This is a genomic window from Meiothermus sp., assembly GCF_037443965.1.
GTDB lineage: Bacteria > Deinococcota > Deinococci > Deinococcales > Thermaceae > Meiothermus.
Genome location: NZ_JBBINI010000016.1, coordinates 23491 through 46666, shown reverse-complemented (window position 1 = coordinate 46666; position 23176 = coordinate 23491). Strand labels below are relative to the sequence as shown.

Annotated in this window: 24 protein-coding genes and 2 tRNA genes; 8 read left to right on the top strand and 18 right to left on the bottom strand. The window is 61.8% G+C overall.

Going from position 1 to position 23176, the window contains the following annotated elements; genetic code table 11:
• Nucleotides 1–17: 17 nt before the first annotated feature.
• Together WKI89_RS09985 and WKI89_RS09980 are read right to left on the bottom strand one after the other, a co-directional pair.
• The gene (locus WKI89_RS09985) at nucleotides 18–1163 is read right to left on the bottom strand and encodes a M28 family metallopeptidase (protein WP_337869257.1); all 1146 of its coding nucleotides are present in this window, start codon (nucleotides 1161–1163) and stop codon (nucleotides 18–20) included.
• 143 nt (nucleotides 1164–1306) lie between these two features.
• The gene (locus WKI89_RS09980; protein ID WP_337869255.1) at nucleotides 1307–1819 is read right to left on the bottom strand and encodes a DinB family protein; all 513 of its coding nucleotides are present in this window, start codon (nucleotides 1817–1819) and stop codon (nucleotides 1307–1309) included.
• 37 nt (nucleotides 1820–1856) lie between these two features.
• Here WKI89_RS09980 and WKI89_RS09975 point away from each other — a divergent pair, with 37 nt between their 5' ends.
• Nucleotides 1857–2954: a DUF418 domain-containing protein gene (locus WKI89_RS09975; protein ID WP_337869254.1), complete on the top strand. Its 1098-nt coding sequence runs from the start codon at nucleotides 1857–1859 to the stop codon at nucleotides 2952–2954.
• A 12-nt stretch (nucleotides 2955–2966) separates the two neighbouring features.
• Here WKI89_RS09975 and WKI89_RS09970 read toward each other — a convergent pair whose 3' ends face one another.
• Entirely contained in the window at nucleotides 2967–3293 is a 327-nt protein-coding gene (locus WKI89_RS09970) for a heavy metal-binding domain-containing protein (RefSeq protein WP_337869313.1), read from the bottom strand.
• Between the two features lie 45 nt (nucleotides 3294–3338).
• Here WKI89_RS09970 and WKI89_RS09965 point away from each other — a divergent pair, with 45 nt between their 5' ends.
• Together WKI89_RS09965 and WKI89_RS09960 are read left to right on the top strand one after the other, a co-directional pair.
• The gene (locus WKI89_RS09965; RefSeq protein WP_337869252.1) at nucleotides 3339–4064 is read left to right on the top strand and encodes a (Fe-S)-binding protein; all 726 of its coding nucleotides are present in this window, start codon (nucleotides 3339–3341) and stop codon (nucleotides 4062–4064) included.
• Entirely contained in the window at nucleotides 4061–5455 is a 1395-nt protein-coding gene (locus WKI89_RS09960; protein ID WP_337869250.1) for a LutB/LldF family L-lactate oxidation iron-sulfur protein, read from the top strand. Before WKI89_RS09965 ends, WKI89_RS09960 begins: the two co-directional genes overlap by 4 nt.
• 214 nt (nucleotides 5456–5669) lie before the next feature.
• On the opposite strand, the gene WKI89_RS09955 is transcribed toward WKI89_RS09960, so the two are convergent.
• A complete protein-coding gene (locus tag WKI89_RS09955; protein ID WP_337869248.1) occupies nucleotides 5670–7646 on the bottom strand; it encodes a S8 family serine peptidase in 1977 nt (658 codons plus the stop codon).
• A 309-nt stretch (nucleotides 7647–7955) separates the two neighbouring features.
• On the opposite strand from WKI89_RS09955, the gene WKI89_RS09950 reads away from it, so the two are divergent.
• Nucleotides 7956–8582: a phosphoribosylanthranilate isomerase gene (locus tag WKI89_RS09950; RefSeq protein WP_337869246.1), complete on the top strand. Its 627-nt coding sequence runs from the start codon at nucleotides 7956–7958 to the stop codon at nucleotides 8580–8582.
• On the opposite strand, the gene WKI89_RS09945 is transcribed toward WKI89_RS09950, so the two are convergent.
• Nucleotides 8537–8890 carry a hypothetical protein gene (locus WKI89_RS09945; protein WP_337869244.1) on the bottom strand — a complete coding sequence of 118 codons (354 nt, stop codon included), beginning with the start codon at nucleotides 8888–8890 and terminating at the stop codon, nucleotides 8537–8539. The genes WKI89_RS09950 and WKI89_RS09945 overlap by 46 nt on opposite strands.
• Nucleotides 8891–8964: 74 nt before the next feature.
• Between WKI89_RS09945 and WKI89_RS09940 the strand changes: the two genes are divergently transcribed.
• A tRNA-Asp gene (locus WKI89_RS09940) sits at nucleotides 8965–9041 on the top strand.
• Between the two features lie 39 nt (nucleotides 9042–9080).
• Nucleotides 9081–9156: transfer RNA gene (locus WKI89_RS09935), tRNA-Phe, on the top strand.
• Between the two features lie 242 nt (nucleotides 9157–9398).
• Here the strand turns inward: WKI89_RS09935 and lysX are convergent.
• From lysX to WKI89_RS09905, 6 genes are all read right to left on the bottom strand, one after another.
• Complete coding sequence (gene lysX, locus WKI89_RS09930; protein ID WP_337869242.1) at nucleotides 9399–10244, bottom strand: lysine biosynthesis protein LysX; 846 nt, start codon at nucleotides 10242–10244, stop codon at nucleotides 9399–9401.
• Nucleotides 10245–10349: 105 nt separating this feature from the next.
• Complete coding sequence (gene lysW, locus WKI89_RS09925) at nucleotides 10350–10514, bottom strand: lysine biosynthesis protein LysW (protein WP_337869240.1); 165 nt, start codon at nucleotides 10512–10514, stop codon at nucleotides 10350–10352.
• Nucleotides 10515–10583: 69 nt separating this feature from the next.
• The gene (locus WKI89_RS09920; RefSeq protein ID WP_337869238.1) at nucleotides 10584–10907 is read right to left on the bottom strand and encodes a paraquat-inducible protein A; all 324 of its coding nucleotides are present in this window, start codon (nucleotides 10905–10907) and stop codon (nucleotides 10584–10586) included.
• Between the two features lie 22 nt (nucleotides 10908–10929).
• Nucleotides 10930–11433, bottom strand: coding sequence for a homoaconitate hydratase (locus tag WKI89_RS09915; RefSeq protein ID WP_337869237.1), 504 nt, complete (start codon nucleotides 11431–11433; stop codon nucleotides 10930–10932).
• Nucleotides 11433–11984, bottom strand: coding sequence for a DinB family protein (locus WKI89_RS09910; RefSeq protein WP_337869236.1), 552 nt, complete (start codon nucleotides 11982–11984; stop codon nucleotides 11433–11435). Before WKI89_RS09910 ends, WKI89_RS09915 begins: the two co-directional genes overlap by 1 nt.
• A 4-nt stretch (nucleotides 11985–11988) precedes the next feature.
• Complete coding sequence (locus tag WKI89_RS09905; protein ID WP_337869234.1) at nucleotides 11989–13254, bottom strand: 3-isopropylmalate dehydratase large subunit; 1266 nt, start codon at nucleotides 13252–13254, stop codon at nucleotides 11989–11991.
• A 28-nt stretch (nucleotides 13255–13282) separates the two neighbouring features.
• Here WKI89_RS09905 and WKI89_RS09900 point away from each other — a divergent pair, with 28 nt between their 5' ends.
• Entirely contained in the window at nucleotides 13283–13507 is a 225-nt protein-coding gene (locus WKI89_RS09900) for a type II toxin-antitoxin system HicB family antitoxin (protein WP_337869232.1), read from the top strand.
• Nucleotides 13497–13703, top strand: a complete 207-nt coding sequence (locus tag WKI89_RS09895) for a type II toxin-antitoxin system HicA family toxin (RefSeq protein ID WP_337869231.1) — start codon at nucleotides 13497–13499, stop codon at nucleotides 13701–13703. The genes WKI89_RS09900 and WKI89_RS09895 overlap by 11 nt, the downstream gene beginning before the upstream one ends.
• Nucleotides 13704–13712: 9 nt before the next feature.
• Here WKI89_RS09895 and WKI89_RS09890 read toward each other — a convergent pair whose 3' ends face one another.
• The 7 genes from WKI89_RS09890 to WKI89_RS09860 all read right to left on the bottom strand — a co-directional run bounded on the left by WKI89_RS09890 (nucleotide 13713) and on the right by WKI89_RS09860 (nucleotide 23155).
• On the bottom strand, nucleotides 13713–14990 hold the full coding sequence (locus WKI89_RS09890; protein ID WP_337869230.1) for a LeuA family protein: 1278 nt from the start codon (nucleotides 14988–14990) through the stop codon (nucleotides 13713–13715).
• A gap of 361 nt (nucleotides 14991–15351) precedes the next feature.
• Entirely contained in the window at nucleotides 15352–18198 is a 2847-nt protein-coding gene (locus WKI89_RS09885) for a CHAT domain-containing protein (RefSeq protein ID WP_337869228.1), read from the bottom strand.
• 69 nt (nucleotides 18199–18267) lie between these two features.
• Nucleotides 18268–20298, bottom strand: coding sequence for a diguanylate cyclase (locus WKI89_RS09880; RefSeq protein WP_337869226.1), 2031 nt, complete (start codon nucleotides 20296–20298; stop codon nucleotides 18268–18270).
• Between the two features lie 47 nt (nucleotides 20299–20345).
• The gene (locus WKI89_RS09875; protein ID WP_337869224.1) at nucleotides 20346–20714 is read right to left on the bottom strand and encodes a hypothetical protein; all 369 of its coding nucleotides are present in this window, start codon (nucleotides 20712–20714) and stop codon (nucleotides 20346–20348) included.
• A gap of 305 nt (nucleotides 20715–21019) precedes the next feature.
• Nucleotides 21020–21346, bottom strand: coding sequence for a hypothetical protein (locus WKI89_RS09870; protein ID WP_337869222.1), 327 nt, complete (start codon nucleotides 21344–21346; stop codon nucleotides 21020–21022).
• 54 nt (nucleotides 21347–21400) lie between these two features.
• Nucleotides 21401–22888 carry a S8 family serine peptidase gene (locus WKI89_RS09865; protein ID WP_337869221.1) on the bottom strand — a complete coding sequence of 496 codons (1488 nt, stop codon included), beginning with the start codon at nucleotides 22886–22888 and terminating at the stop codon, nucleotides 21401–21403.
• Nucleotides 22889–22945: 57 nt separating this feature from the next.
• Nucleotides 22946–23155 carry a hypothetical protein gene (locus tag WKI89_RS09860; protein WP_337869219.1) on the bottom strand — a complete coding sequence of 70 codons (210 nt, stop codon included), beginning with the start codon at nucleotides 23153–23155 and terminating at the stop codon, nucleotides 22946–22948.
• Nucleotides 23156–23176 lie beyond the last annotated feature (21 nt).

The following is a 23176-nucleotide window of genomic DNA, read 5'->3' as shown; positions in this document are numbered from 1 at the left end:
TATCCCTCGGCTTCCACCTAGCGCAGCAGCCTTTCCAGAATCCCCCGCACCACCTGGCCGGTCTGGGCCATCAGCACGGGGTCGGCAAAAGTGTCGGTGGGGCGGTGGTAGTTGGGGTCGAGGCCCCGGAAGAAGAAAAGCACCGGCACCCCGGCCTGGGCAAAGGGTACGTGGTCGCTGCCCCCACCCGGCGCACTGCCGCAGGCCACCTGAAGGGCGTTGCAGTCGGCCAGCGCCCGCAATTCACCGCTCCCGCCGATGCCCAGGGTGCCATTCACGTTTACGCCCACCATGTCCAGGTTGAGCATGCCCTTCAGGCCCCGCACAATTTCGGGGTTCTGTTCGACAAACCGGCGCGAGCCCCACAGCCCGTCCTCTTCCCCATCGAAAAACATGAACCAGATCTGCGCTGCAAGGGGGCTGTCGGCCAGTTGGCGGGCCAGCTCGAGCACCGTCACGGTGCCCGAGGCGTTGTCGTTGGCTCCTGGGCTGCCCGGAACCGAGTCGTAGTGGGCCCCCACAATGGCCAGCGGATTCTGGCTGCCGCGCTTAGCAATAACGTTGCGCCCCTGTACCTCCTCGGTCACGATGCGCACATCCAGCACGGCGCGGGTTCCCGCCTGGCTGAAGAGCCCAGCGCCATCGCTCTGCGAGAGGGTCACCCCTGGAATGGGGCTGTTGCCGCCAAAGGTAAAGCGGGTGCCGCTGGGCTCCTCGGTCAGCAAGATAATGCCCACAGCGCCCCGCCCTGCTGCCAACTGGGCTTTCTCGAGGCCCGGAATCCCACCCCGGCGCACCACCGCGATGGCGCCTTGCAGGTTCAGGTTGGCAAAGTCGGCGGCCAGCCCCGCCCCCGGCACCACCGCCAGCGGCCCCTCCACCCGTCGGCCCGGGCTGCCCGCCACGCTGCTCACCGGGAGGGTGGCCGCGCCCACCTGGAGGCTCGAGCCCTGGTCGCGGGTGCGGCTGTAGGTGAAGGGCTGGAATTCCACCGTATAGCCCACCTTGCGCAGCTCGGCGGCCAGGTATTCTCCGGCGGCTGTGGTCGCAGGCAGGCCCGCGACCCGCGGCCCCTGCGTCAGCAGGGCCTGCAGGTCGGCCTGCATGCGCTCGGTGGAGAAAGCACCGGCCCAGGCCAGCAGCAAAAAGGCAACCGTCAGCAAGGCTCGTAGGGGAAGCCTATTAGCGCTTAATTTACCCATGTTCAAAGCTTGCCATCCGGTGCATGAGTTGAATTGGAATCAGACTGAGAATCATGACCCTATAGGTCGGGATGGGACGGCGGGGGTTGCGCAAGCTCCAGAGATTAGGTCTGGTGGGCATCCCACAGCTTGCGGGTGGTGATAATCTGCCCGGCGTGCTGCAGGGCGTGGCCTGCAATGTGGTCGAGGATATAGGCCGCCTTTGTCTCGTACTGGACAAATTTAACAACCCGCTCGAGGTCGCCCATCCGGAGCGTTCGGAGTGCGGCCTTGGTCTTGGCCATATCCTCGGCAAACTGGGCCAGCACCTCCTGGGGGTCGCGTCCGGTGGGGGCCATCTCTTCGGCAGGGCGAATGCGAATGGCCTCGGGTACCTCCTGCCCGGTTCCACGCAGCATCAAGCGGTAGGACGACCCCCCAATATGCCGCACCAGGCCGCCAATGGGGTTGGTGCCGGGCGCGGGAACCCACCAGAAACCCTCCGGGCTTAGGTCAGAAGCCCACTTGGCTACTATTTCCTCCACCTCCTCGAGGTTGCGCAACCAAACCGAAACCACCAGGGGAACACCTTCCACATCACCACGCAAAAAGGGGGGGATTTGCACCGGCGCTTGCATACACCTGATTCTAAAGCAATCCCCGTACAATCGCCCTGTGCAGCCAACCCCCTCGGTTCAACGTGACACCTTCCTCGATGCCGTGCGGGGGCTGGCTTTGGTGGGCATTCTGGCGGTCAATCTGGAGCACTTCGCCGGGGTCGGCGTGTACACCCCCCTACACGGAGCCTCGGAAACCTACACCCTGGGCCGCGAGATTCTGGCCTTTTTCTTCAGCGGCAAGTTCTATACCATCTTCGCCATTTTGTTTGGGCTGGGCCTGGCCTTGCAGTACCGGCGTTTGGTGTCGGCAGGTCTGGATGCCCACGCGCTGCTGCGCCGCCGCCTGGGATGGCTCCTGGGGGTGGGAGCCCTGCACGGCATCTTTCTGTTCGAGGGCGACATCCTGGGCACCTATGCCATCCTGGGCTTTTTTGCCCTGCGCTACCTGGGAAAAGAGCACCGGCTTTTGGACATCGCCAAGTTCTTGCTGGCGGGGTATGTCCTGTATGGCCTCTTCGTGTTCTTTTTGCGCGATATGGCGCCCGTTCCGGGCAGCGCCGAGGTATTTGCCAGCGGAAGCTTCTGGGCAGTCAGTGCGGCCCGGCTCGAGACCTGGCTAGGTAGCACGGTGCTGGGCTCGCTCCTGTTCGGGGCCGAGCTGGTGGGCTTATTTTTACTGGGCATCTACCTGGCCCCGCGCTGGCAGCGCATCGGGCCGGCCACCCTCTGGCGGGTGGTGGCGGTGGGGCTGCTGGTGGGTATCCCGGCCAACGGGTACAATGCCCAGCACCCCGACCTTCAGCCCTTGCGCGGGCTGGGCGGGCTGGCCTTTGCACTGGTTTATATGGCCCTGTTTCGCCTGTTCTGGCCCCGGCTCGGCCTGCTACACCCCCTGCACTACGCAGGCCGGATGCCCCTGAGCAACTACCTGCTGCAATCGCTCGCCATGAGCCTGCTGTTCTACGGCTACGGGCTGGGGCTCTACGGGCAGGTCAACCCCATCTGGTTCCCGCTCATCGCGGTGGGCTTTGTGATGTTGCAGGTGGCCCTGAGCCGGTGGTGGCTCGAGCGTTTCGGGCAGGGGCCACTGGAAGGGTGGTGGCGAAGGTTCACCTACGGCCCGGCCGGCTCGAGCCACCCAGACCGGCCATGAAAACACCGCTACTCAGTACTTGCGGCTGGCTTTTACCGCGGTTCCGGAGGCCGTGACCATCAGCATGTTGCCCTGGCCGACGGTCTCGTAGTCTACGTCTATGCCAATCACCGCATCGGCCCCGCGAACCAGGGCGGCCTGCTCGAGCTCCTCCAGGGCAATCTCGCGGGCCTTGCGCAGCTCGGCCTCGTAGGCCCCGCTGCGGCCTCCCACGATGTCGCGCACCGAGGCCAGGAGGTCGCGGAAGATGTTGGCCCCCACAATGGCCTCGCCAAACACCACGTCCAGGTACTCGGTAATCTGGTAGCCCTCGAGCTGGCTCGAGGTGGTTAGGGTAATCTTGCGTCGCATGGCTCTTCTCCCCCGGCTATAATCTACAGCATCATGCAAGTGGCCCTCTTCGTCACCTGTCTGACCGACCAGTTTTTCGCCGAGGCGGGGGTGGCGGCGGTGCGGCTTTTGCGCCACTTGGGCTGCACGGTCCACTTCCCTCAGGGCCAGACCTGCTGTGGCCAGCCCGCCTACAACGCGGGCTACTGGGCCGAGGCCCGGCAGGTGGCTGACCATACGCTGGAGGTGCTCGAGGGCGCGGAGTACGTGGTGCTGCCTTCGGGCTCCTGTACCACCATGTTGCGAACCTTCTACCCCGAGCTTTACCGCGACCAGCCCAAAAGGTTCGCCCGGGCCCTGGCTTTGAGCCAGAGGACCTTTGAGCTCTCGGAGTTCATCGTCAAGGTGCTGGGGAAAAGCCACCTGGGCTCGGGCCTGAAGGGCAAACGCATCGCCTACCACCACGGCTGCCACGCCCTGCGCGAGCTGGGCCTCAAGCAAGAACCCCTGACGCTTTTGCGCAGCGCCGGGGCCGAGGTTGTGGACTGGGCTGCTGCCGAGGAGTGCTGCGGCTTTGGCGGGCTGTTCTCGGTCAAGCTGCCCGAGGTGGCCCTGGGCATGGCCGACCGCAAGCTCGCCACCCTGCCCAACGGACAGGTGGATATGCTCACCAGCACCGATGGCGGCTGTATGCTGCATCTGATGGGGCGCATGCAGAACCAGAACTTTAACCTTCCCGTGCGCCCGCTGGCCTCGGTCTTGTGGGAGGCGGTGGGATGAAGGTAGCGGCCAACCGGTATCCCCAGGAAGCGGCTCGAGTCCTGCGCGAAGAGCCCCAGGTGCGCGCGTCGGTGACGGGGGCCACCCTCAACTTCGACAGCAAGCGGCGGCAGGCCTATGCCGAGGTAGACGCCGAAGCCTGGCGGCACTGGGCCGAAGGGGTCAAGAACCACCTGCTGATGCACCTGGATGAGTACCTGCTGCAAGCCGAGGCCCGGCTCACGCAAAACGGGGTGCAGGTGCACTGGGCCGAGGACGCCGACGACGCCCGGCGCATCGTGGCCGAGATTGCCCGCAAGGGCGGGGTGCGCAAGGTGGTCAAGGCCAAGACCATGGTCTCGGAGGAACTGGGTATCAACCCCATGCTGGAAGGGATGGGTCTCGAGGTGCTCGAGACCGACCTCGGGGAGTACATCATCCAGCTTCTGAACCAGCCACCCTCGCACATTGTGGGGCCGGCCATTCACCTGAGCCTGGAGCAGATTCGCCAGCTCTTCCACCAGCGCTTCCAGACCCCTCCCGAGGCCAGCCCCGAGCAACTGGCCGCCGTGGCCCGCAGCCTGCTGCGCGATGGCTTTCTAAAAGCCGATATGGGCATCTCGGGGGCCAACTTTGTGGTGGCCGAGACCGGCACCCTGGCCCTGATCGAAAACGAGGGCAACATCCGGCTTTCCACCTCGGCCCCGCGCATCCACGTGGCTTTGGTGGGCCTCGAGAAGCTCCTGCCCCGCTTCTCCGACCTTGCGATTTTTCTGCAGCTCACTGCCCGCGCCGCCACCGGGCAACGGCTGGGGACGTTCGTCTCGCTCATCCAGGGGCCGCGCCAGCCGGGCGAGCCCGACGGCCCCGAAGAGGTGCACGTGGTGTTTGTGGACAATGGGCGCAGCAGCGTGCTGGCCGACCTCGAGGCCTGGGAAACCCTGCGCTGCGTGCGCTGCGCGGCCTGCCTGAATGCCTGCCCGGTCTACCGCCAGACCGGCGGGCACGCCTACGGCTACGTGTACAGCGGCCCCATTGGGGCCATTTTGTCGCCGGGGCTCGTAGGCTTGGAGGAAACCAAACCCCTCCCCTACGCTTCCTCGCTGTGCGGGGCCTGCTTTCAGGCCTGCCCGGTGCGCATCCCCATCCCCAAGCTGCTGCTCACCTGGCGCAACCGCGCGGTAGCGGAGGGTCTGACGCCGAGGCTCGAGGCCGCCGCCATCCAAGGCTTTGCCCTGGCCATGACCCAGCCCTGGATCTACCGCTTAGCCAGCAAGGCCCTGCGCCTGCTGCCCGAAAAGGCCCTGGACAACAGCATCGTGCCGGTGATAAGGGCCTGGACTGAAGGCCGCGCAGGCCTCAAACCCAGCCAAAAAAGCTTTCAGCAGATGTGGGAGGCCGGAGAGGTTTGATACGCATTTCGGTAGTATCGTTCATTTTGACAAGCCTAAACGACACTACCGAAATGCTTTTCTACTCCCTTCGGTCGGCTTGAATCCTTCACCTCTGACTGCGTCCTACGGTGAAGGATTCAAGCGGAAACGGTATGAACCAAAACCTTCTGTGGTTCTTCTATACCAAAACCGAAACCTCCCCCATCGGGGGAGGCGAAGCGTGGTTTTGGCCCTAGCGCCGGTAAAGCTGCCGCAGGCTGGGTAGCAGGGAAACCCCCTCCGGACCGGGCAGCCGCAGGTTCTGCGTACCCTGCACCACCGACAGGGGCACGTTGATGTTGTTGGCGGTGGGGCGTACCAGGATCAGATCGCCATCGGCATTGGTATAGCCTCCAAGGTAATCCCCCGGCGTAATGTCGTCGTCACCATCCAGGTCTTTCCAGGCAATCACCACATAATCGCCGCCCGCCAGGTTGTTGAACTGATAGGGTGCACTCTGGCCTGTCTGGCTGATACTCACAACCGCCGATTTGTCGAGGTCAATGTCGTTGCCTACAATATACAGGGCAAAGACCGCCGTACCCTGCACGGTGGGCGGGGGCGCAGCCGTGCCCACCGTCAGGGCAAGCCCCACCGAGCGGTTGATGCTGCCGCCACTGCCCTGGATGGTAAGGTTGTAGGTTCCTGGGGTCGGGCTACCGCTCACCTGTAGACGCAGGGAGCTGGTGCTGCCGGTGACACTGCTGGGGGTGAACTGCCCGCTCACCCCACTCGGAGCGCCGCTCAGGGTCAGGCTGACGGCATTGGTGAAACCCGCAATGCGTGCGATGCTGACGCTTATATCCACGCTGCTGCCCGTGGTGGGGCTCAGGGTGGCCGAGGTGGGGCTCAGCACCAGGGTGAAGCTCGGTGTCACGCTGCCCACAGCATTGACGGCGGCTTGCGCATTAACCAGGCCCGCACCACAGTCGCCGCTGGTGAGGGTGGGGAAGCTGGGGGCGATCTGACTCGATGGGCGGCCCGTGCAACTGGCCCCGCTCAGCGGCACCGCCGTGCTCTTGAGAATGTCCAGCGCCTCCGAATAGGTCAGGTCGGGACGGCGCGCTTTCATCAGGGCCACCAGGCCCGCCACATGCGGACTGGCCATGGAGGTACCCTGGTAGAAAACATAGTTGAATTGATTGTCCCCTGTTGCCGAATCGTCCTTGAGCGGGCTCAGCACCCCATCTACAAAGCCATCTGTGTTACGGTCAATGGATATATCCCCACCCGGCGCCATGACGTCTATACGGGCGCCATAGTTGGAGTAGTAGGAGCGAAAACCCCGGGTCTCGGTAGCTCCCACGGTAATGACCCCACTGCAACTGGCCGGGGTGAAACCGGAGGCATTTTCGGCGCTGTTGCCAGCCGCCACCACAATGATGGGCCGCTGGGGCTGGTTGGCGGCCTGGTTGATGGTATCCTGCCAGGCCGGTGCACAAGTACCCCGGCCCCCCAGGCTCATATTGACCACCGCCGCCGGATTGGGGTTGGCAGGCACGCCCGAGACCGGGAGCCCCACTGCCCAGCGAAGGGCCGCGATAATGTCGGCATCGCTGCCCCCGCCCACGCCCAGGGCACGGATGTGCAGCAGGCGGGCCCCCCAACTGACCCCCGCCACGCCTAGGTCGTTGTTGGTGGCCGCCGCAACCGTTCCGGCCACGTGGGTGCCGTGATAGCCGGTCAGGGCCTCTTCGGGTACACCGGACGCTACGTTGCCGGTATCCTCGGGGTTGTTGTCCCGCCCACCCCCATCGTTGGCAATTTGCGGGTTGGAGATGAAGTCGTACCCCAGGATGGGTTTGGGGATATCGGGGTGGGCGCTCACGATGCCCGAGTCTATGACCGCTACCACCACGGTAGGATCAACCCCATCTTCGATATCCCAGGCGGCAGGCAGGTTGATGGCCGGATAATGCCACTGATAGTCATAAAAATGATCGTTGGGGGTTTTGAAAGCCTGGCGGATGTAGTTGGGCTGAGCGTAGAGCACATCGGCGCGGCGGGACAGGGCCTGGACGACCTCGAGGGTCTGAGGTTTGCCGGCAACGCCCCGGAAGAGCACCATGCCCTGGGTGTCCAGGTCTTCTACCCGCTGTAGCTCCACCCCGGCTACCTGGAGGCTCCCAACCGTTTGCAGGCTCACCCCCGGCCGAAACTTGACAATCACCTCTCCGGGGCACAAAATCGGTCTCACTGGTTTGGGCAAAGGGCTTTTGCGAGACCTTGATGGCCCCGGTCTGGCTACCCCCCGAAGGAAAGCCCACCAGGCCCGAGATGCTGCCCGAGGCGGGGCCCCCATCCCCACAAGAGGCCAACACAGCAACCACCAGCAGCATCCACACACGAGATATCTTCACCGGCCCACCTCCTGAGCAAAGCTCTACCCACAGTTATATCGCATACTTGCCGTTATTCCCCCGTTACTTTGAGCCAGCTAGATGATTGCAGTAATGGCAAAGTATGCGACACTAAACCAGTGGTACGCGCCAAGATCTGTGGGATTACTCGCCTAGAAGACGCCCTGCTGGCCGAGCAGCTCGGGGCCTGGGCCCTGGGCTTCATTCTGGCCCCTAAAACCCCGCGCTACCTCGAGCCCGCACAAATTCGGCCCATCAGCACCGCCCTGGGGCCTTTTGTCGTTCGGGTCGGGGTCTTTGTGGATACCCCACCCGAAGAGGTGTTAGAGCAGATGGAAGCTGCCCGGCTCCAGGTAGCCCAGCTCCACGGCCACGAACCCCCCGAATGGGCCGAGCGTATCCGCCGCTTCTACCCGGTCATCAAGGCCTTCAAGCTGAAGGGCCCGGCCCGGCCCGACTGGCTCAGCTACCCCGCCGATGCCCTCATGGTAGATGGAGCACGCCCCGGCAGCGGACAGACATACCCGCTGGACTGGATCGCGCCGCTCCGGCAACACCCCCGGCTGATTATCGCCGGAGGCCTAACGCCCGAGAATCTGCCCGCGGCCCTGGAGTTAGTCCCCTACGCCGTGGACGTGAGCAGCGGGGTGGAGAGCACCCCCCGGCTCAAAGACCCCCACAAGCTTAGGGCCTTTTTGGCTCAGGTCGCGGCCTTTAACGGAACCAACCGGAACCAGTACACATAGCGGCGCTCGGACTCTTCCCACCGATACTCCACGCTTTCTACAAGAAACCAGCCGCAGTCGCGCCAGCAGTTGGTTCGCTCACGCCGGTACACCCGCAAGGGGGTGTGGGCAGCCAGGGCCCGAAGCAGAATCCGGTTTCCCCCCGTTGGCTGCTGGTTTCCCGAGAGCCCCTCGCCCGGATACAGGATGGAGCCATCGGGCAGGAAGCGGTTTTTATAGCCGGACTCGCCCCGATCCACCAAGAGGCTGTGTGGGCCTATCCCCCGCAGGGTTTGGTGCTTGGCGAGTACTTCTTTCCAGGTCATCATGCTTGACACCCAATAGGCCAGCCGCTATTATCCTATGTGCCCGTTCGGACGACTCCGACGCTGCGCTACAACCTGCTCCGGTGGTGTAGTTGGTTAACATACCCGCCTGTCACGTGGGAGATCGCGGGTTCAAGTCCCGTCCGGAGCGCCAAATCTGCGCCGTGCCATGAACTGCTTCGGCGCAAACTATGCCAAGGTAGCTCAGTCGGTAGAGCATGCGACTGAAAATCGCAGTGTCGGCGGTTCGATTCCGCCCCTTGGCACCAGAAAAGCGCAGAAGCCCATACGGCTTGGTTGCAGTTGTGAGCAAAGCAAGCGCTGGCGGTTTTGTATGTACCGCCAGCCTTATACGCATTTCGGCAATATCGTTCACTTTTGAGAGCCTAAACGATACTGCCGAAATGCTTTTCTACTCCCTTCGGTCGGCTTGAATCCTTCACCTCTGACTGCGTCCAACGCTGAAGGATTCAAGCGGAAACAGTATTATTGCAGTTTGCATTGGAAACGCTTATTGCAGGCGGATGCTCCAGGCGTGCTGCAAAATTTTGGCCGGAATGTCCACACCCGTGGTCGAGACCGAGTTTTTGAACTCCATGGTGTGGTTGACCTCGTTCACCAGCAAACCCCTAGGTGACTCGAAGAGGTCAATGGCCACCACCCCGCCCCCCACCGCTTTTGCGGCCCGCACCGCAATCTCGGCCAGCTCGGGGGTGACTTCGCACTTGGAGGCCTTGCCGCCCCTGGCCGTGTTGGTGATCCAGTGGGCCGAGCTGCGGTAAATGGCCCCAATGCAGGTCTCGCCCACCACAAAGGCCCGGATGTCGCGCCCCCCCTTGTCCACCAGTTCTTGCACATAGTAGAGCTGGTGCTGGTAGCCGCCCAGCACCTCTTTATGCTCCAACACTGTCTCGGCAGCATCGCGGTCGCGGATGAGCGAGAGCAGGCGGCCCCAGCTCCCCACCACCGGCTTCATCACGACAGGGTAGCCCATCTGCTCAATTAGCTTCAGGGCCTCTTCGGACTCGAGGGCCAGGGCGGTTTGGGGTTGGGGCACCCCGGCGGCCTCGAGGGCGCAACTGGTAGCCCACTTGTCGCCGCAGACCTCGATCACCTCAGGCCGGTTCACCACCGGAATCCCCAGCGAGGTCAGGTAGCGCGAGACCGCCAGACCCTTGCTCTGGCTCACCAGCCGCTCGACGGCAGTGGTCACCCCCTCCAGTTCGGGGGGTCGCTGCCCCAGCCTCATGGGTAGCTGCTTGGCATAGACCTTCTTGAAGGGAATGCCCAAGCCCTCGGCAGCCTTGAAGAGCATCTCCTCGTCGGGGCGGATACGGTCGTATAGGATTGCGAGCATAGTGTTGTGGAGGAGGCTTTAAGGTGGTTCGCAGTTGGGAGGAAAGCGAAAAGCAAAGTCAAAAGCACTAACCTTTCCCTTTTCTCCTTCCTCTTTCCTCCGCCTTTATTCTCCCCAGTCCTCCGCTTCCTCGGGGGCGGCTTGTAGCTTGAGGGGCGAAAGGCTCACCACCTCGAGCTCAGCGCCACAGGTATCGCAGACCACCAGTTCTCCCAACTCCGGGTTGCTCATCTCAATGGGGCTTCCACATTCCACACATTCGGCTGTCATGGTTTCTCCTTTGGGTTTGGTTCGTGTTGCTAAACAGTGAGACGATCACCATCCGCCATCGTCCATCGGTTACCCACGGTAGTCTATATCCTCTTCGTCCTCCTCCATATCCGACCAGTCTGGAGCGAAACGATGCCCGCACTCGGGGCATACCACTTCTTCCTCACCCCTATCCACCTCGAAGGTCAGGCCACATTCGGGGCAGTCTACAAAAAGCCCCTCCTCGCCATCCTCGAGAACCACCACTTCCAGGGGGTCGGTGGAGAGGATTTGCAGGTACGAACCGCAGGACTCACATTCAAAGTAGTCGTCTGGCGTGAATTCTTCCTGGTCTTCGGCTGGGACGTAGTTGGGTTCGCCACACACCGGGCATATCACTTTTAGGTCTTCCATCACAACCCTCAACCTCCCCAGTTTACCCCCCCGCCCCTTCGCCGGGAAACCGCCCGTATTTGCGGTAGTACGCCAGAATACTGCCTTCTTTCAGGGCTTCCAGCAGGAAAGCGGGCGGCGGCGTGAGCCGGAAGGTCTCGGCCCCGCGTCGGAGAACCCCCTGTTCGAATTCCAGTTCTACCTCGTCGCCATCCTGCAAAGCCTCCACCACCTCGGGCGCTTCGAAGGGCATGATGCCCAGGTTCACCAGATTGCGGTAGAAAATCCGTGCGTAGCTCTTGGCGATGATGGCCTTCAGGCCCAGCTTGCGCAGCGCCTCCGGGGCATACTCGCGGCTGCTGCCCAGGCCGGTGTTTTTACCTGCGACCAAGATATCGCCCGGTTTGAAGTTCGGTGCGAAATCGGGACGAAGATGGGCGAAAGCATAGGTATGGAACTTATCCTCTCCCACCATAAAGGGGGCATACTTGCCCGGTAGGATGTCGTCGGTGTTGATGGAATCGCCAAATTTCCAGACTCGAGCCATTATCTCCACTTCCTTTGCTCCCAGTAATCGGGATGGTCTACCGCGAACACATCGGGCGGGATGCGCCCAAGCTGCCGAGCGAACATATAGAGCTGCCCCCGGTGGTGCACCTCGTCCTGGTAGGCATGTTGCAAGAGCAACCAGCCGCGCATCCCCTCGTGCCAGGGGTTATCGGGCACGAAATCGCTCAGGCGGGATTCGGGCACTTCTGCCGCCCAGAGGTGCACCCGCTGGTGAACGCTCTCGAGCCAGCGGTGCAGGGTCTCTACCTTGTAGATAGTCAGGTGCTTGTGCAGATCCCAGTCGGCGTCGGGGCTCTCTTCCAACGTCCCGCTGGGTTCCCACTGCCCCTTGAGCAGCCCTCGCGCCGCATAGAACTGGTGCCCGCCGATGTGGTGAAACATCTCGCCTACCGTACGGGAACCCTGCCACAGGTTGCGCCGCAGGTCGGCCTCATCGAAGCAGGCCAGCAGCTTGAGCGTGACCATCCGTACCCCGTCCCAGTGGTCGAGGAAGCGCTGCAAGGTACAGTACGAAACCGACAAACCCATGTCTTCAAACCTGCGACGTTTGTCCCTCGAGCTCGGGCAGTTCCTCCGGGGTGGTAATAAATCCCGCCACCGCCGTCGCTGCTGCAACCCGTGGCGAAGCCAGGTAAATCTCCGCGTCCGCCGCGCCCATCCGCCCTTTGAAGTTGCGGTTGGAGGTACTCACGCACACCTCGCCGGGGGCCAGCACACCCTGGTGTCGCCCCATGCACGGCCCGCAGCCGGGTGTACCCAGTGTCGCACCCGCCTGCAGCAGGGTGAGCAAAGTTCCGTCGGCAGCGGCCTCTTCCAGCACCTGCGACGAGGCAGGAATAATCAGCATCCGCACACCCAGCGCCACTTTGCGCCCTTTCAAAATGGCGGCCACCTCGTGCAGGTCGTCCAGCCGCCCGTTGGTGCAGGTGCCCACAAAAACCTGATCCACCCGCTTGCCGCGCACTGCCGAAACTTCCTCCACGTTGTCTACGTAGAAAGGCACCGAGACGCGGGGGGTGAGCGCGGCCAGATCAATCTCGACCTCACGCGCGTAAACTGCATCGGGATCGGGGTAAAGCCACCCGGGCACCTCGTACAGATCTAGAATCTCGCCGCTGGGCAGCACCAAGCCGCACTTGGCCCCCGCCTCCACCGTCAGGTTGGCCAGGGTCAGGCGCTGGCTACGGGTCAGGGACTCGGCCCCATCCAGCAGGTGCATCTCGATGCTCATGTAGGTCGCGCCGTCGGCTGTGAGCACCCGAACCATCTCGAGGGCCGCATCCTTGGCGGTGGTGCCCGGCGCAAGCTGCCCCCGAAAGGTTACCTTGACCGTTTCCGGCACCCGCAGCCAGGTGCGCCCCGAGGCCGCTGCCAGGGCGATATCGGTAGCCCCCATGCCGGTACCAAAGCAGCCGATACCGCCGTAGGTGGTGGAGTGGCTGTCCGAGCCCAGCACAATGCCCCCAGGCAAGGCCAGGCGCTCCTCCACCAGCACCTGGTGGCAAATCCCGCGCCCCACGTCGAACACCGGACAGCCGTACCGGTTACCCCAGGCCCGAATTTCCTTCTGGGCCTTGGCCACCTCCACATTGGCGGCGGGGGCCACGTGGTCAATCACAATGGCTACCTTGTGGGGGAAGCGCGGGGTGGCCTGAAGCTCCTCCAGGCGTTTGAAAAAGCTCCCGGCGATGGAGTCCACCACCATCACCTGGTCTACCTCCACCACCACCAGCTCGCCCGCCCGCACCTCGCGGCCTGCCCGTTTGGAAAGGATTTTCTCGGCTAAAGTTAGGCCCATCGCAACCTCCTGCCACTATAATGAAGCCATGCGCCAGTACACGGTGGTGGTTTTTGAGGATCCCGAGGAGCCCGGAAAGTGGCTGGCAGAGTTTCCGTCTGTCCATGGGGCCCACTCGTGGGGTTACTCGCCGGAAGAGGCCATCCAAAACGCAAAAGAGGCCCTCGAGCTGGTCTTGGAAGTGCTACAAGAAGATGGTCAACCGTTCCCAGAAGACATTCAAACCCAAAGGGTTGAGGTGAATGCCGCCTAGACCAGGTGAGCTGGCCCGCGTACTGGTGCGTCTTGGATTTGTCGAGCGCAAAGCCAAGGGTGGACATCGCTTGTATCAGCACCCCGACGGTCGAACCACTGTCGTTCCATTCCATAGCGGAGAGCTGGCGATGGGCACCTTTCGCAAAATTCTCAAGGACATTGGTATCTCTGTGGAAGAATATCAAAAACTCTGACATAAACATTCAATCCAGGTTCTCCAACCGTGCGGTGGGCACCTCCTCGGGTAGGGTGTGGCGCAAGAGGCCGTGCGATGTAGCAATCTCCAGCAAAAGCTCCTCGGGTTTCTTGTGGCGCCCAATTTCGGCGGTGCGGCCCTTGAACTCCTGGGCAATCTGCTTGGCCTGCTCCTTGTTGATCACGAAGTTTTCCACTTCCTTCAGATAGTAGTAAATCAGGTTCCAGCCCGACAACGGCCCCAACAGCAGTTGGTTTTTATCTACTCCAAAGTCGTGCAGGTGGTGGGCCTCGTAGACCTTCTTCTCACCCAGTACAGCCTTCTGGTGTACCCCGGCGGTGTGGGTGCGGTTGGTGAGCGAGACCGGCTCGGTATAGGGCACCAGCGTACCAAGGATGGAGGCCATCAGCACGTTGAGGGGATAGCACTGGCTCAGGTTGTACCTTTGCGCAATTTCGGGATAGCGCTTGGACAGGTTGAACAGCACGCCCGTGACCGAAGGAATCCCCGAGCGCTCGGCCAGACCCCAGATGGAGGCATCTACGTAGCGCACGCCTGCCCGTACCGCAGCCATCACATTGGCCAGGGCTAAACCCCGGTCGTTGTGAAAATGGCATTCTAGCCTGGCCTGGGGATAGCGCTGGCGCAACAGGCTCACAGTAGCGGTCACATCTTCGGGTTCGGCCAAGCCCACGGTGTCGGGCATGCCGAAGGTGTTGACGTAGGGATACACCGCGTCGTAGAGGCGAAGCATATCGTCTGGCACGGTGCGGAAGGCATCCTCGGCGCTGAAGCGAATGTACAGGTCGGGGTGGGCCTGGCGGGTTGAGCCAATCACCTCTTGGGCCAGTTGAACCGATTCTTCCAGGGATTTTTGGGCATTGTGCTGCTGCGCCAGGGGTGAAACCCCCAGGTAAAGGTTGAGTCCATTGCAGCCGACCTCGAGCGCCTTCTGGATGTCGGTGGGGTTACAGCGGCAATGAGCTAAAAACAGCAAAGGTTTATGGGTCAGGGTTTGGGCATGGGCGATTAACTCCTGTACGTCCTGTTCTTCCGCCGCCCCTACTACCGGCGAAAAAAACTCGAAGTGGGTCACGCCCAGCTCGATCAGGCCCTCCAAAAGAAGCTTTTTCTCTTCTAGACTGAAGCGGTATTTCTCGGTGTCGAACAAAAGCGGCGACTGCTGCCCATCGCGGAAGGTGGTGTCCACGATCTCGATCGTGCGGGGTTCGGCATTCGCTCTCTTGGGCGAGATTTCGTGGCTTGCGGAGGTGGTTTCGTCCATAGCGTCCTTGATAAAAAAACAGCCTGCGGGTTGTTCGCAGGCCGGGGATACGCAGCTACGCGGACTGGCTCAGTCGAGCCCCCCGGCGCTGGGTTTTTTTGCACTTAGGATCATCTCGAGACAGCCTAATGGCGGGGTAGGATATTGTCAAGATTGTGCGGTCGGTAAAGCCGCGAAAGCTCCGCACGAACCATCGGCTCTAGCAGTCTGGCATTTTATACGCATTTCGGTAGTATCGTTCACTTCGGCAAGCCTAAACGATACTACCGAAATGCTTTTCTACTCCCTTCGGTCGGCTTGAATCCTTCACCTCTAACTTCGTCTAACGGTGAAGCGGTGAAGGATTCAAGCGGAAACAGTATTAGATTTGCACCGTGCGATGCGAATCGCCCGTCGCGGTAAACGCCGACCAGAAATAGGGATTGGGATATTCCTGCCGTAGCGCCAGTTGGGCCTCGCGCAGGGCCGTTGCAACCGACATCCCCGAGCGCAGATTGGTGTAGAAGGTAGTCATAAATTTGGCGGTGGCATCGTCGCGTACCGGCCACAAGCTAGCGATTAGGCAGGGGGCACCGGCATAGAGAAAACCTCGAGCCAGGCCCATCAGTTCATCGCCACTGGCCTGCTTGGCCAGACCTGTTTCGCAGGCCGAGAGTACCACCAACTCAGCCTCCAGGCGCAGATTGTAGAGGTCGCGGGCCGCCAGCCAGCCATCGGCCATCCTCAGGCCGGAAAACATGGGGTTGTCGGGACGAAAGGCCCCGTGGGTTGCGATGTGCAAGACCTCGGCCTGGGGTGCAGCTTCGAAGAAGTTTTGCAGTGTGGCCGCCTCCCCCACAAACTTACGGGGGGCTTGGGCAATCTGGCTGATCTGCTCCACTTCCAGGGTGGCCTGCGGAATGTTTTCGACGGGCACCCCAAAGGCCACCAGTGATCCCTGGTCGTGGCGAAGGCGTTTGCGGCACAGGGCATACACCGCCGCACTGGGCGATAAGGAAATCTCGGCGCGGTCGAGCAGGTACTGCTCGCCATCGTACAGGGCGGCAAAGGGAACCGCATGGAGCACCCCGTGCGGGACGATAATGAGGGGCTGGCCGGAGAGTTTGAGCGGGATGGGTTCGATGAGAAGCCGGTAGAGGGCTTTGAGCTGCTCGTCTACCGAGCGTTTCAGGGCTTCCTCCCCGTATATTTTCAGCATGACCCCGCCCTGTGCCACCCGGTTGAGAAAGAACTCAAGCTGCTCCACGTGCTGCTGGACTTGTTCAAGGGAGCCCAATCCCCGCACCACCTCGACCTGCTCACCCTCCACCACAAAGGCCAGCAAGCCCTGGCGGGTATGGAAGTACTCGAGCAGGATGGTGCCGGGCTTTAGGGCCTGCCGCAAGTCGTGCAGGCGGAACTCCTGAACCTTCTCAATCATGGCAGCCTCGGGCTGGAGGCGCTCGAGCTCGCGGATAAGCTGGGTGACCCGCCCCTCGAGGGCGACCATTTTTTCCCAACTGCTGCCACGGGTTCCGGCAGCCGACTCGGCCTCCACCACCAGAAAGTGCCGATTGAGCTCTTGCCGGGCCTCGGCCAGCTCGCGCTGCAACCGTTCGACCTCGGGGTCGGCGGCAGCACGCGGGCTTTCACCCCCGCGGGCCAGCAGGTCTACCAGCGCCCGCGACTTGGCCCGTTCGGCGTATTCGAAGGCTTCGTGCAGGTGCTGGGCATCCAGGAGCAGGTTTACCAGATCCCCGTAGACCTCGAGTTTGTCGCCGAGGTAGGCCGACTTGAACTCGTCCACACGCAGGCTGGCCCGCACCCCCTCGAGGCGCTCGATGGCTTTCTTGAAGTGCTGCTCGGCCTCCTGGGTACGCTTTTCCAGCCAGGCTATCTGACCGCGCAACCGCTCGATACGGATGGTCAGGTCGGGAATACCCAGCCCTGCCGCCAGGGAGGCTGCTTCTTCCAAGTAGCGTTTGGCCCCGGGGCGATTGCCCAAATCCAACAAGGCTTCAGCCATTACGCTCAAACCCAGGGCTTTGGCCGAGGGCACCTCACCCAGCACCTCGACGGCCCGCCCTGCTACCAGCACGGCCTGCTCGAGGGCGGCTATCTGCCCCTGACGGCCCGACTCCAAAAACAGCGAGGCCACCGAAACATCCACCAAAGCAGCCTGGATGGCGTTTGCCAGCGACAACCAGCCCTCTTTGGCCCGTTCCAAGGTCTGCCGGGCCTCCTCGAGTTTGCCCTGTTTGGCCTGGGCGCTGCCCAGGGTGGTGAGGGCTTCGGCCTGCTCCATCTGCATACCCCGCGCCGCGAAAACCTCTACCAGTTCCTGCGAGAGCTTGTGGGCTTCGGCCAGCAGGTTGAGATCGAGGTGGATGCGGGCTTCCTCGAGCTGGGCAAAAGCCGCGTTGGGGTTGCCATCGAGTTTGCCATACATAGCCCGCACCCGGCTCAGCAGGTCTAGGGCCTGGTTCAGGCGGCCCTCCTTGCGATAAAGCAGGGCCAGATTCACGCTGTTCCCAATAAAGTCCTCGGTCAGGTTGTGGGTGCGAAAAATATCCAGGGCAATCTGGTAATGCTGCACGGCCTCGCGGTAGCGATCCTGAGCCTCGTAAATCAGGGCCAGGTTGCCGTGGGCCTTGCCCTGTCCGACCTGATCCCCTACCCTCGAGAGCTGCTCCAAGGCATACCGGATGGCGGTCTCAGCCTCAGGCATCCGGCCTGAGCGGTAATGGATAATGCCGATGTTCACGCTGACCAAAGCTGCGTCTCGAAACAAACCCAATCCCATAAAGGCTTCGCGGGTTTCCTCTGCCAAAGCCAGCGCTCCGTTCATATCCCCCACGATGGCCAGGGCCTGGATTTGCCGCATCCCCGCACGGGTTGCATCTTCGGCATGACCCAGACTTTGCAGTCCTTTGCGGGCTTCCTCATAAACCGGAATGGCCTCGGCAAAGTTTCCCCGCACCGTCAGGCCCAGGGCATAGGCCCACAAGGCCAGTGGCCGGGCCTTGGCATTCCGTACATAGGCAGCAGCCTCTACCGCCCGCTCCCCGGCCAGCAAGGCCCTGGCGGTGTCCGCGTCCTTATGGTGGTCTACTTCTGTCTTGAGGATTTCAATTAAGTCAATCGCTGGCGCAACCTGCTGCAAACACGCCTGTCGTTTGGCCGGATCCGGCTCGTCCAGCAGATAATGGGCCAATTCAATAGCATCCATGGCTTCAACGCTTCAATCTTATACGGGAATTGGCAGATAGACACAATGATGGGAACATTTTGCGGGAGCTCAAGCCGCCGAATCTTCGCTCAGAAAGCCCCGAATAGAACGCAAGGCTTCCACCACCACCGGGTCATACCGTTGCCAGGCCTCTTTGGAAATATCTTCCAGGGCCTCTTCCACACTGCGAGGGGCACGGCCTTCAACCCCTTGGAGGGCCATTGTAAAACGTTGGGCCACTTGTAGCACGCGCGCAGCCCTGGGAATGGGCTCACCCACCAAGCCCAGCGGGCGGTTGCCGCCATCCCAGTGGCTCTGCACAAACATTAATACCTGGGCAGCCTCGCGCAATAGGCGGTCGGAGAGCTGTAGGCTTGGGCTTGGCTCGAGCTCCCCCAGGGCCAGTTGTAGCAGATAGCAACTGGCTTTGAGAATCTGTAGCTCCTCAGGCCCCATCTCGAGCACCTGTCCCAGTCGGGTGGCAATGCGGAAGAGCGGGGTCTGTAGGCCAACGAACGGGTCGGTCCGTTCCAGCGCCGGGTCAAATAGCGGGGCCCGGCCTTTGCGCAGGGCTTTGTCCTTGTACATCTGATCGTCGGCGATGCGCCATAGGCTCTGGACATCCGGCACCTCCGTAGGGTAGACGGCGTAACCCAGACTGACCTGCAAATAGGCATTGTCGGAGACGCGAATTTCCTCTAGCAGCGCACGGTAGCGCTCCGCCGTGCGGGACGGGTTGAGGGTGGGGGATCCCTCGATGATGAGCGCAAACTCGTCGCCGCCCAAACGGTAGGCCCGGTCGCCGGCCCGGGCTCTAGAACGCAGTACCCCACCCAGCCGCACCAGCACGTGGTCGGCGTGCACATGCCCGTAGGTGTCGTTGATGGCCTTGAACCCATCCAGGTCCAGCAGCACCAGCACCACCGTGCGGTCGTTCGCTCTGGTGGTCAGCTTTTCCAGATCGCGCTCAAAGGCCCGGCGGTTGCCCAGCCCGGTCAGGGGGTCGGTGTAGGCAGCCCAGGCCAGCTCGCGCCGTAGGGTCCATTCAACCCGCACCACCCCGATGGCGGCCGCCATATCGCTGAGGAGTTCTTGGGTCTGGGCATCGGGCAGCCAGTGCTGCTGGGTGCTAAAGAGCAGCAGGGCGCTGGCTTCGCTGCTCTGCCGCAGGATGGGCAGGATGAACAAGCTGCGCAGTCCGGCTTCGACCAGCTCGGGACGGTGGCTCGGGTATAAATCGTAGCGGGGGATTCCAACTTGCTGGCCGCTCTTGAGCCGTTCGCCTAGCTGGCGGGTGATGGCCGCTTCTACCGGCAACCCCGAACCCCAGCCGGCTTGAGCCAGGGTGCGGATGGCGTGCCCTTCAAAAGCAATCAGGCGGGCCCCTTCTGCTCCAGAGAGGCGGGTAGCTTCCTCGAGGGCATCTTGTAAACCGATCTCGAGGGGCTGGTCGTGTGAGGCCCGCAAGAGGGTATTGATGGCCGATAGCCACAACGACTGGCGTTCGGCGGCTTCGCGCAGGTGCACTTCGCGCAGAATCGGGGCCACCCCGGCCACATACTGCGTCACCAGGCCCACCTCGGCCTCGCCCAGAGACTGGGCCAGGCCATACAGATACAACACCGCCCATACCTGCCGATTGGCCACCAGGGGCACAGTAAGATTGACCATTGGCCCCTCGGCTTGCGGTTCGACCTCGGCAGGAAGCGTACTCAGAATGCGCCGCAGGAGGTAGCCCTGGCTGTCCAGATGGGCCGCTCCCGCCAGCCAGCCCTCCGGCGTACCCAGGTAGGCGCTCTTCAGCGAAGATTCCAAAACAGCTTCCGTCCCCTGGAGCATCCCTTTGGGAACGCCCCTAAAGGCCTGCAAGCTGAAGCGGTTGAGGCCATCCCGCACCCACAAAAAAGCTTGTTTGACCCCTGGCAGTTCCCGCAGCAATTCCTCTAGGGCCAGCTCAAATGCCGGTGTGGCCCCGGCAGCCAGCAGCCGCTCGATTAGTTGGGTGGGCACCATGTGCAGCGAGGTCATCCGCCGGAGCTTGGACTCCGGAGGGACTTTAGCCAAGCGCAGGCGGCGGGGAATGCGATCTTGCCCAGACATGCCAGAATCCTCTGAATACCTTTGCCAATTCCAAGCAGAACCGGGCCTCAATAGACATCCACTGAACGCACCACAAACTGCTGCTCACCCAGACTCATCTCGAGGTGATAAACCCCCGCAGCCGGCACCGGCAGGCGAAACATCCCCGAGGCGCTCAGTTCCACTTCCTGCAACAAACCCCCGTCACAGGCCATCAAGCGGGCTGAACCTCCCACCTGGGCGGCTGTGACCAGCTTACCAATCAGCAGCGGCTCGGCTCCCTCGAGCTTGAGGCTCAGGTCAAGGTAGTGGTTGTCTACCTTGTACAGCTTGCTCCAGGATCCGCTCAGACTGTGGTTGCGCACTGCCGGGAGTGCACTGCGCGAATCCATGACCAGGATGGCTCCGCGGCGGGTGGGTGTTTTATCGGTAATCACGGTATTTTCTCCTCGTATGACTGCGGTAAGTATTCAAATCCCACAATAGGAAAATGCTTGGGCTCGAGCGGTGTAAATGACCGTTACGTCGGGACAAATTGCTTAATCCAACCCCCCAATTCGTTACGCATCGGCTGCGATCCCAATCCATTAAGTGGTCAATTATCTTGTTCTAGTCGTATAGATACACTTAACGCCCGCTTGGCGAGAGTCGAGGTGCTAAGCAAGCAGTAGCAATACATCCGCCGATTACTACAAAAAAACCGCACGGGATTTGACCCGTGCGGTGCAGCACTCATGCTGGGCTATAGAACCTCTAAACCCGGCACCATAAAGGCCTCGTCCCCCAGGTCAAACTCCAACACGTGGTCGCCTTTTTCCCGGATATTCAGGCGAAAGATGCCATAGTCATTGACCGGACTGGCCTCGCTCCCACTCGGCCCGTGCAGTACCACATTCAGCGCCACCGGTTTTTGGGCTTCAGCGATTACTTGCCCCACCAGCGTTGCACCCTGGCCCTCTACTCTTAGCGATAAATCTAGGTACAAATCCCCCGCCTTGTAGAGCCTGCTCCAGGCACCCTGAAAGTTCTGGTGGCGCACTGCTCTGGTTGGGGTAGTCCGGGAATCCATGATCAGGATCGCTTCTTTGCGTGACGTTGGATAATGCAGAATCATGGCTCCCCCCTACTTTCGAACCACCGTGACCAGGTCGGCATAGGCAGCCTCCGATCCCTTGGTTTTGCGCACGAAAATGGTGGCGGTGGTGTTGCTGGCGCCCGTCTTGAACTCGAGCGTGCGTTGAACCCAGTCACCCTTCTTGACCGATACAGTTCGCTCACCTTCACCGAAGTTTCGTACCCCCAGATCGAGGGTTTCGCCATCTACCTTAACCCAGGCGCTGAGGACGTAGGTGGTGTTGGGTGTTAGGCCGCTGAGGGTCTGCTCGAGGCTTCCGCTGCCAAGGATGCGCGCCCCCTTCGCTCCAGTAAAGCACTCTCCCCACAAGTCCACCCAGCCGCTGGTGTTCCAGTGGTCGGTGTTTCCAGATTCGAAGCTCCCATTGCGAACAAAGTCCAGCGTGCCGCTGTTGGAGGCAGGGCTGAAACCCGGCAGGCTGCGCAGGAACCGCTCCACATCCAGCCGGCCTGCACCGTGGCACCAACCGCCCGGTACCGTGCACCAGCTCGAATCTACACGATACCAGTTGTACCTGATGCTCTCATTCTCCAGACTATTCAGGTAGTAGCTTTTGAGGTTGTTGCGAACCCAGGTGTGGGTGGTTTCGCTGTAGGCCAGGGCCAGGGCCCCGGCTACAATTGGAGCCGCAAAAGAGGTGCCGCGAACCTTCGCGCTGCGACTACCGGGATATAGGCTCGAGACATCGTTGCCCGGCGCCCAGGTAAAGACATCCCCTCCGAACGAAGAGAAGTTAGAGAGTCGGTCGTCGCTATCCACACTCCCTACCCCCACCACATTGCTGAGCCACCAGCCCCATCGTCCCGGCATGGTGATGTTGTCTTTCTGGCCGGTGTTCCCTGCCGAGGCCACCACCCAGACCCCTCTGGAGTTGGCATAGTTAATGGCGTCCACCAAGGGCTGATACCAGTCGAAGGTTCCCAGCGACAGGTTGATAATCTGGGCACCCGAATTCACCGCATGGTTGATGGCCAGAATCACATGATCCAGGTTGCCCTGTCCGTTGCTCTGCAACACGCGGATAGGCAGGATCTTGGCTTTTGGCGCCACCTGCAAAACCAGCCCTGCGGCAGCGGTGCCGTGCCCATAGGCAGAACCCCCGGTGGGCTCCACGGGGTTGTTGTCGTTTTCGATAAAGTCGCGCCATTCGCTGGCGGGAACCAGGTTGTTCACCAGACCCGGATGACCGGTGTCCACCCCGGTATCCACCACCGCTACCTTGACCCCCCCGCCAAACTTTCGGGCGATGGCATGGGCCTGGGGCAGTCGAATCTGCATAAAGACCGCGTTGTTTTCTCCAGGGGAGGAGGGTAGGTTGCTCCCACCGGCCCAGCTATTCCAGCCACCCGCCCAGCTATTGAACCCACCGGCCCAGCTATTGAAGCCGCCCGCCCAGGAGTTGAACCCATTGGCCCCCACCTCGGGGGAACCCAAGGTGCCGTTGGCCGTGGACTGCACCGAGACCCCTTTGGACATCAGCGCGGTGTGTTCAGCAGAACTTAGCTTAAGGTGGGCGATGCCCTGGTCGGGATATCAGGAGAGCACCGTACCCCCGTATTTCTGCGCCAGCGCTTCTTGGGTATCGCTGGCCCCGACCCGGACGGTGATGATGTAGCCGGGGTCGGCAGCCCCGCCCGCCGGTGGCCCCCCGCTTAGCCCTCCACAGGCCGATAGCAGCAAGGCTGCAACAAGTAAAAACCCACTGCGCAGCCTACTTATTGATTGGTTTGGTTGATTCTTCACGCTGGTTCACCCCCAAGGGAC

What these genes read in the sequence shown, in the direction of transcription:
- WKI89_RS09980 (WP_337869255.1), bottom strand. Translation starts at nt 1,819, where the DNA reads ATGCAAGCGCCGGTGCAAATCCCCCCCTTTTTGCGTGGTGATGTGGAA.
- WKI89_RS09965 (WP_337869252.1), top strand. Translation starts at nt 3,339, where the DNA reads ATGCAAGTGGCCCTCTTCGTCACCTGTCTGACCGACCAGTTTTTCGCC.
- WKI89_RS09960 (WP_337869250.1), top strand. Translation starts at nt 4,061, where the DNA reads ATGAAGGTAGCGGCCAACCGGTATCCCCAGGAAGCGGCTCGAGTCCTG.
- WKI89_RS09945 (WP_337869244.1), bottom strand. Translation starts at nt 8,890, where the DNA reads ATGATGACCTGGAAAGAAGTACTCGCCAAGCACCAAACCCTGCGGGGG.
- lysX (WP_337869242.1), bottom strand. Translation starts at nt 10,244, where the DNA reads ATGCTCGCAATCCTATACGACCGTATCCGCCCCGACGAGGAGATGCTC.
- lysW (WP_337869240.1), bottom strand. Translation starts at nt 10,514, where the DNA reads ATGACAGCCGAATGTGTGGAATGTGGAAGCCCCATTGAGATGAGCAAC.
- WKI89_RS09920 (WP_337869238.1), bottom strand. Translation starts at nt 10,907, where the DNA reads ATGGAAGACCTAAAAGTGATATGCCCGGTGTGTGGCGAACCCAACTAC.
- WKI89_RS09915 (WP_337869237.1), bottom strand. Translation starts at nt 11,433, where the DNA reads ATGGCTCGAGTCTGGAAATTTGGCGATTCCATCAACACCGACGACATC.
- WKI89_RS09910 (WP_337869236.1), bottom strand. Translation starts at nt 11,984, where the DNA reads ATGGGTTTGTCGGTTTCGTACTGTACCTTGCAGCGCTTCCTCGACCAC.
- WKI89_RS09905 (WP_337869234.1), bottom strand. Translation starts at nt 13,254, where the DNA reads ATGGGCCTAACTTTAGCCGAGAAAATCCTTTCCAAACGGGCAGGCCGC.
- WKI89_RS09900 (WP_337869232.1), top strand. Translation starts at nt 13,283, where the DNA reads ATGCGCCAGTACACGGTGGTGGTTTTTGAGGATCCCGAGGAGCCCGGA.
- WKI89_RS09895 (WP_337869231.1), top strand. Translation starts at nt 13,497, where the DNA reads ATGCCGCCTAGACCAGGTGAGCTGGCCCGCGTACTGGTGCGTCTTGGA.
- WKI89_RS09890 (WP_337869230.1), bottom strand. Translation starts at nt 14,990, where the DNA reads ATGGACGAAACCACCTCCGCAAGCCACGAAATCTCGCCCAAGAGAGCG.
- WKI89_RS09885 (WP_337869228.1), bottom strand. Translation starts at nt 18,198, where the DNA reads ATGGATGCTATTGAATTGGCCCATTATCTGCTGGACGAGCCGGATCCG.
- WKI89_RS09880 (WP_337869226.1), bottom strand. Translation starts at nt 20,298, where the DNA reads ATGTCTGGGCAAGATCGCATTCCCCGCCGCCTGCGCTTGGCTAAAGTC.
- WKI89_RS09870 (WP_337869222.1), bottom strand. Translation starts at nt 21,346, where the DNA reads ATGGATTCCCGGACTACCCCAACCAGAGCAGTGCGCCACCAGAACTTT.
- WKI89_RS09865 (WP_337869221.1), bottom strand. Translation starts at nt 22,888, where the DNA reads ATGTCCAAAGGGGTCTCGGTGCAGTCCACGGCCAACGGCACCTTGGGT.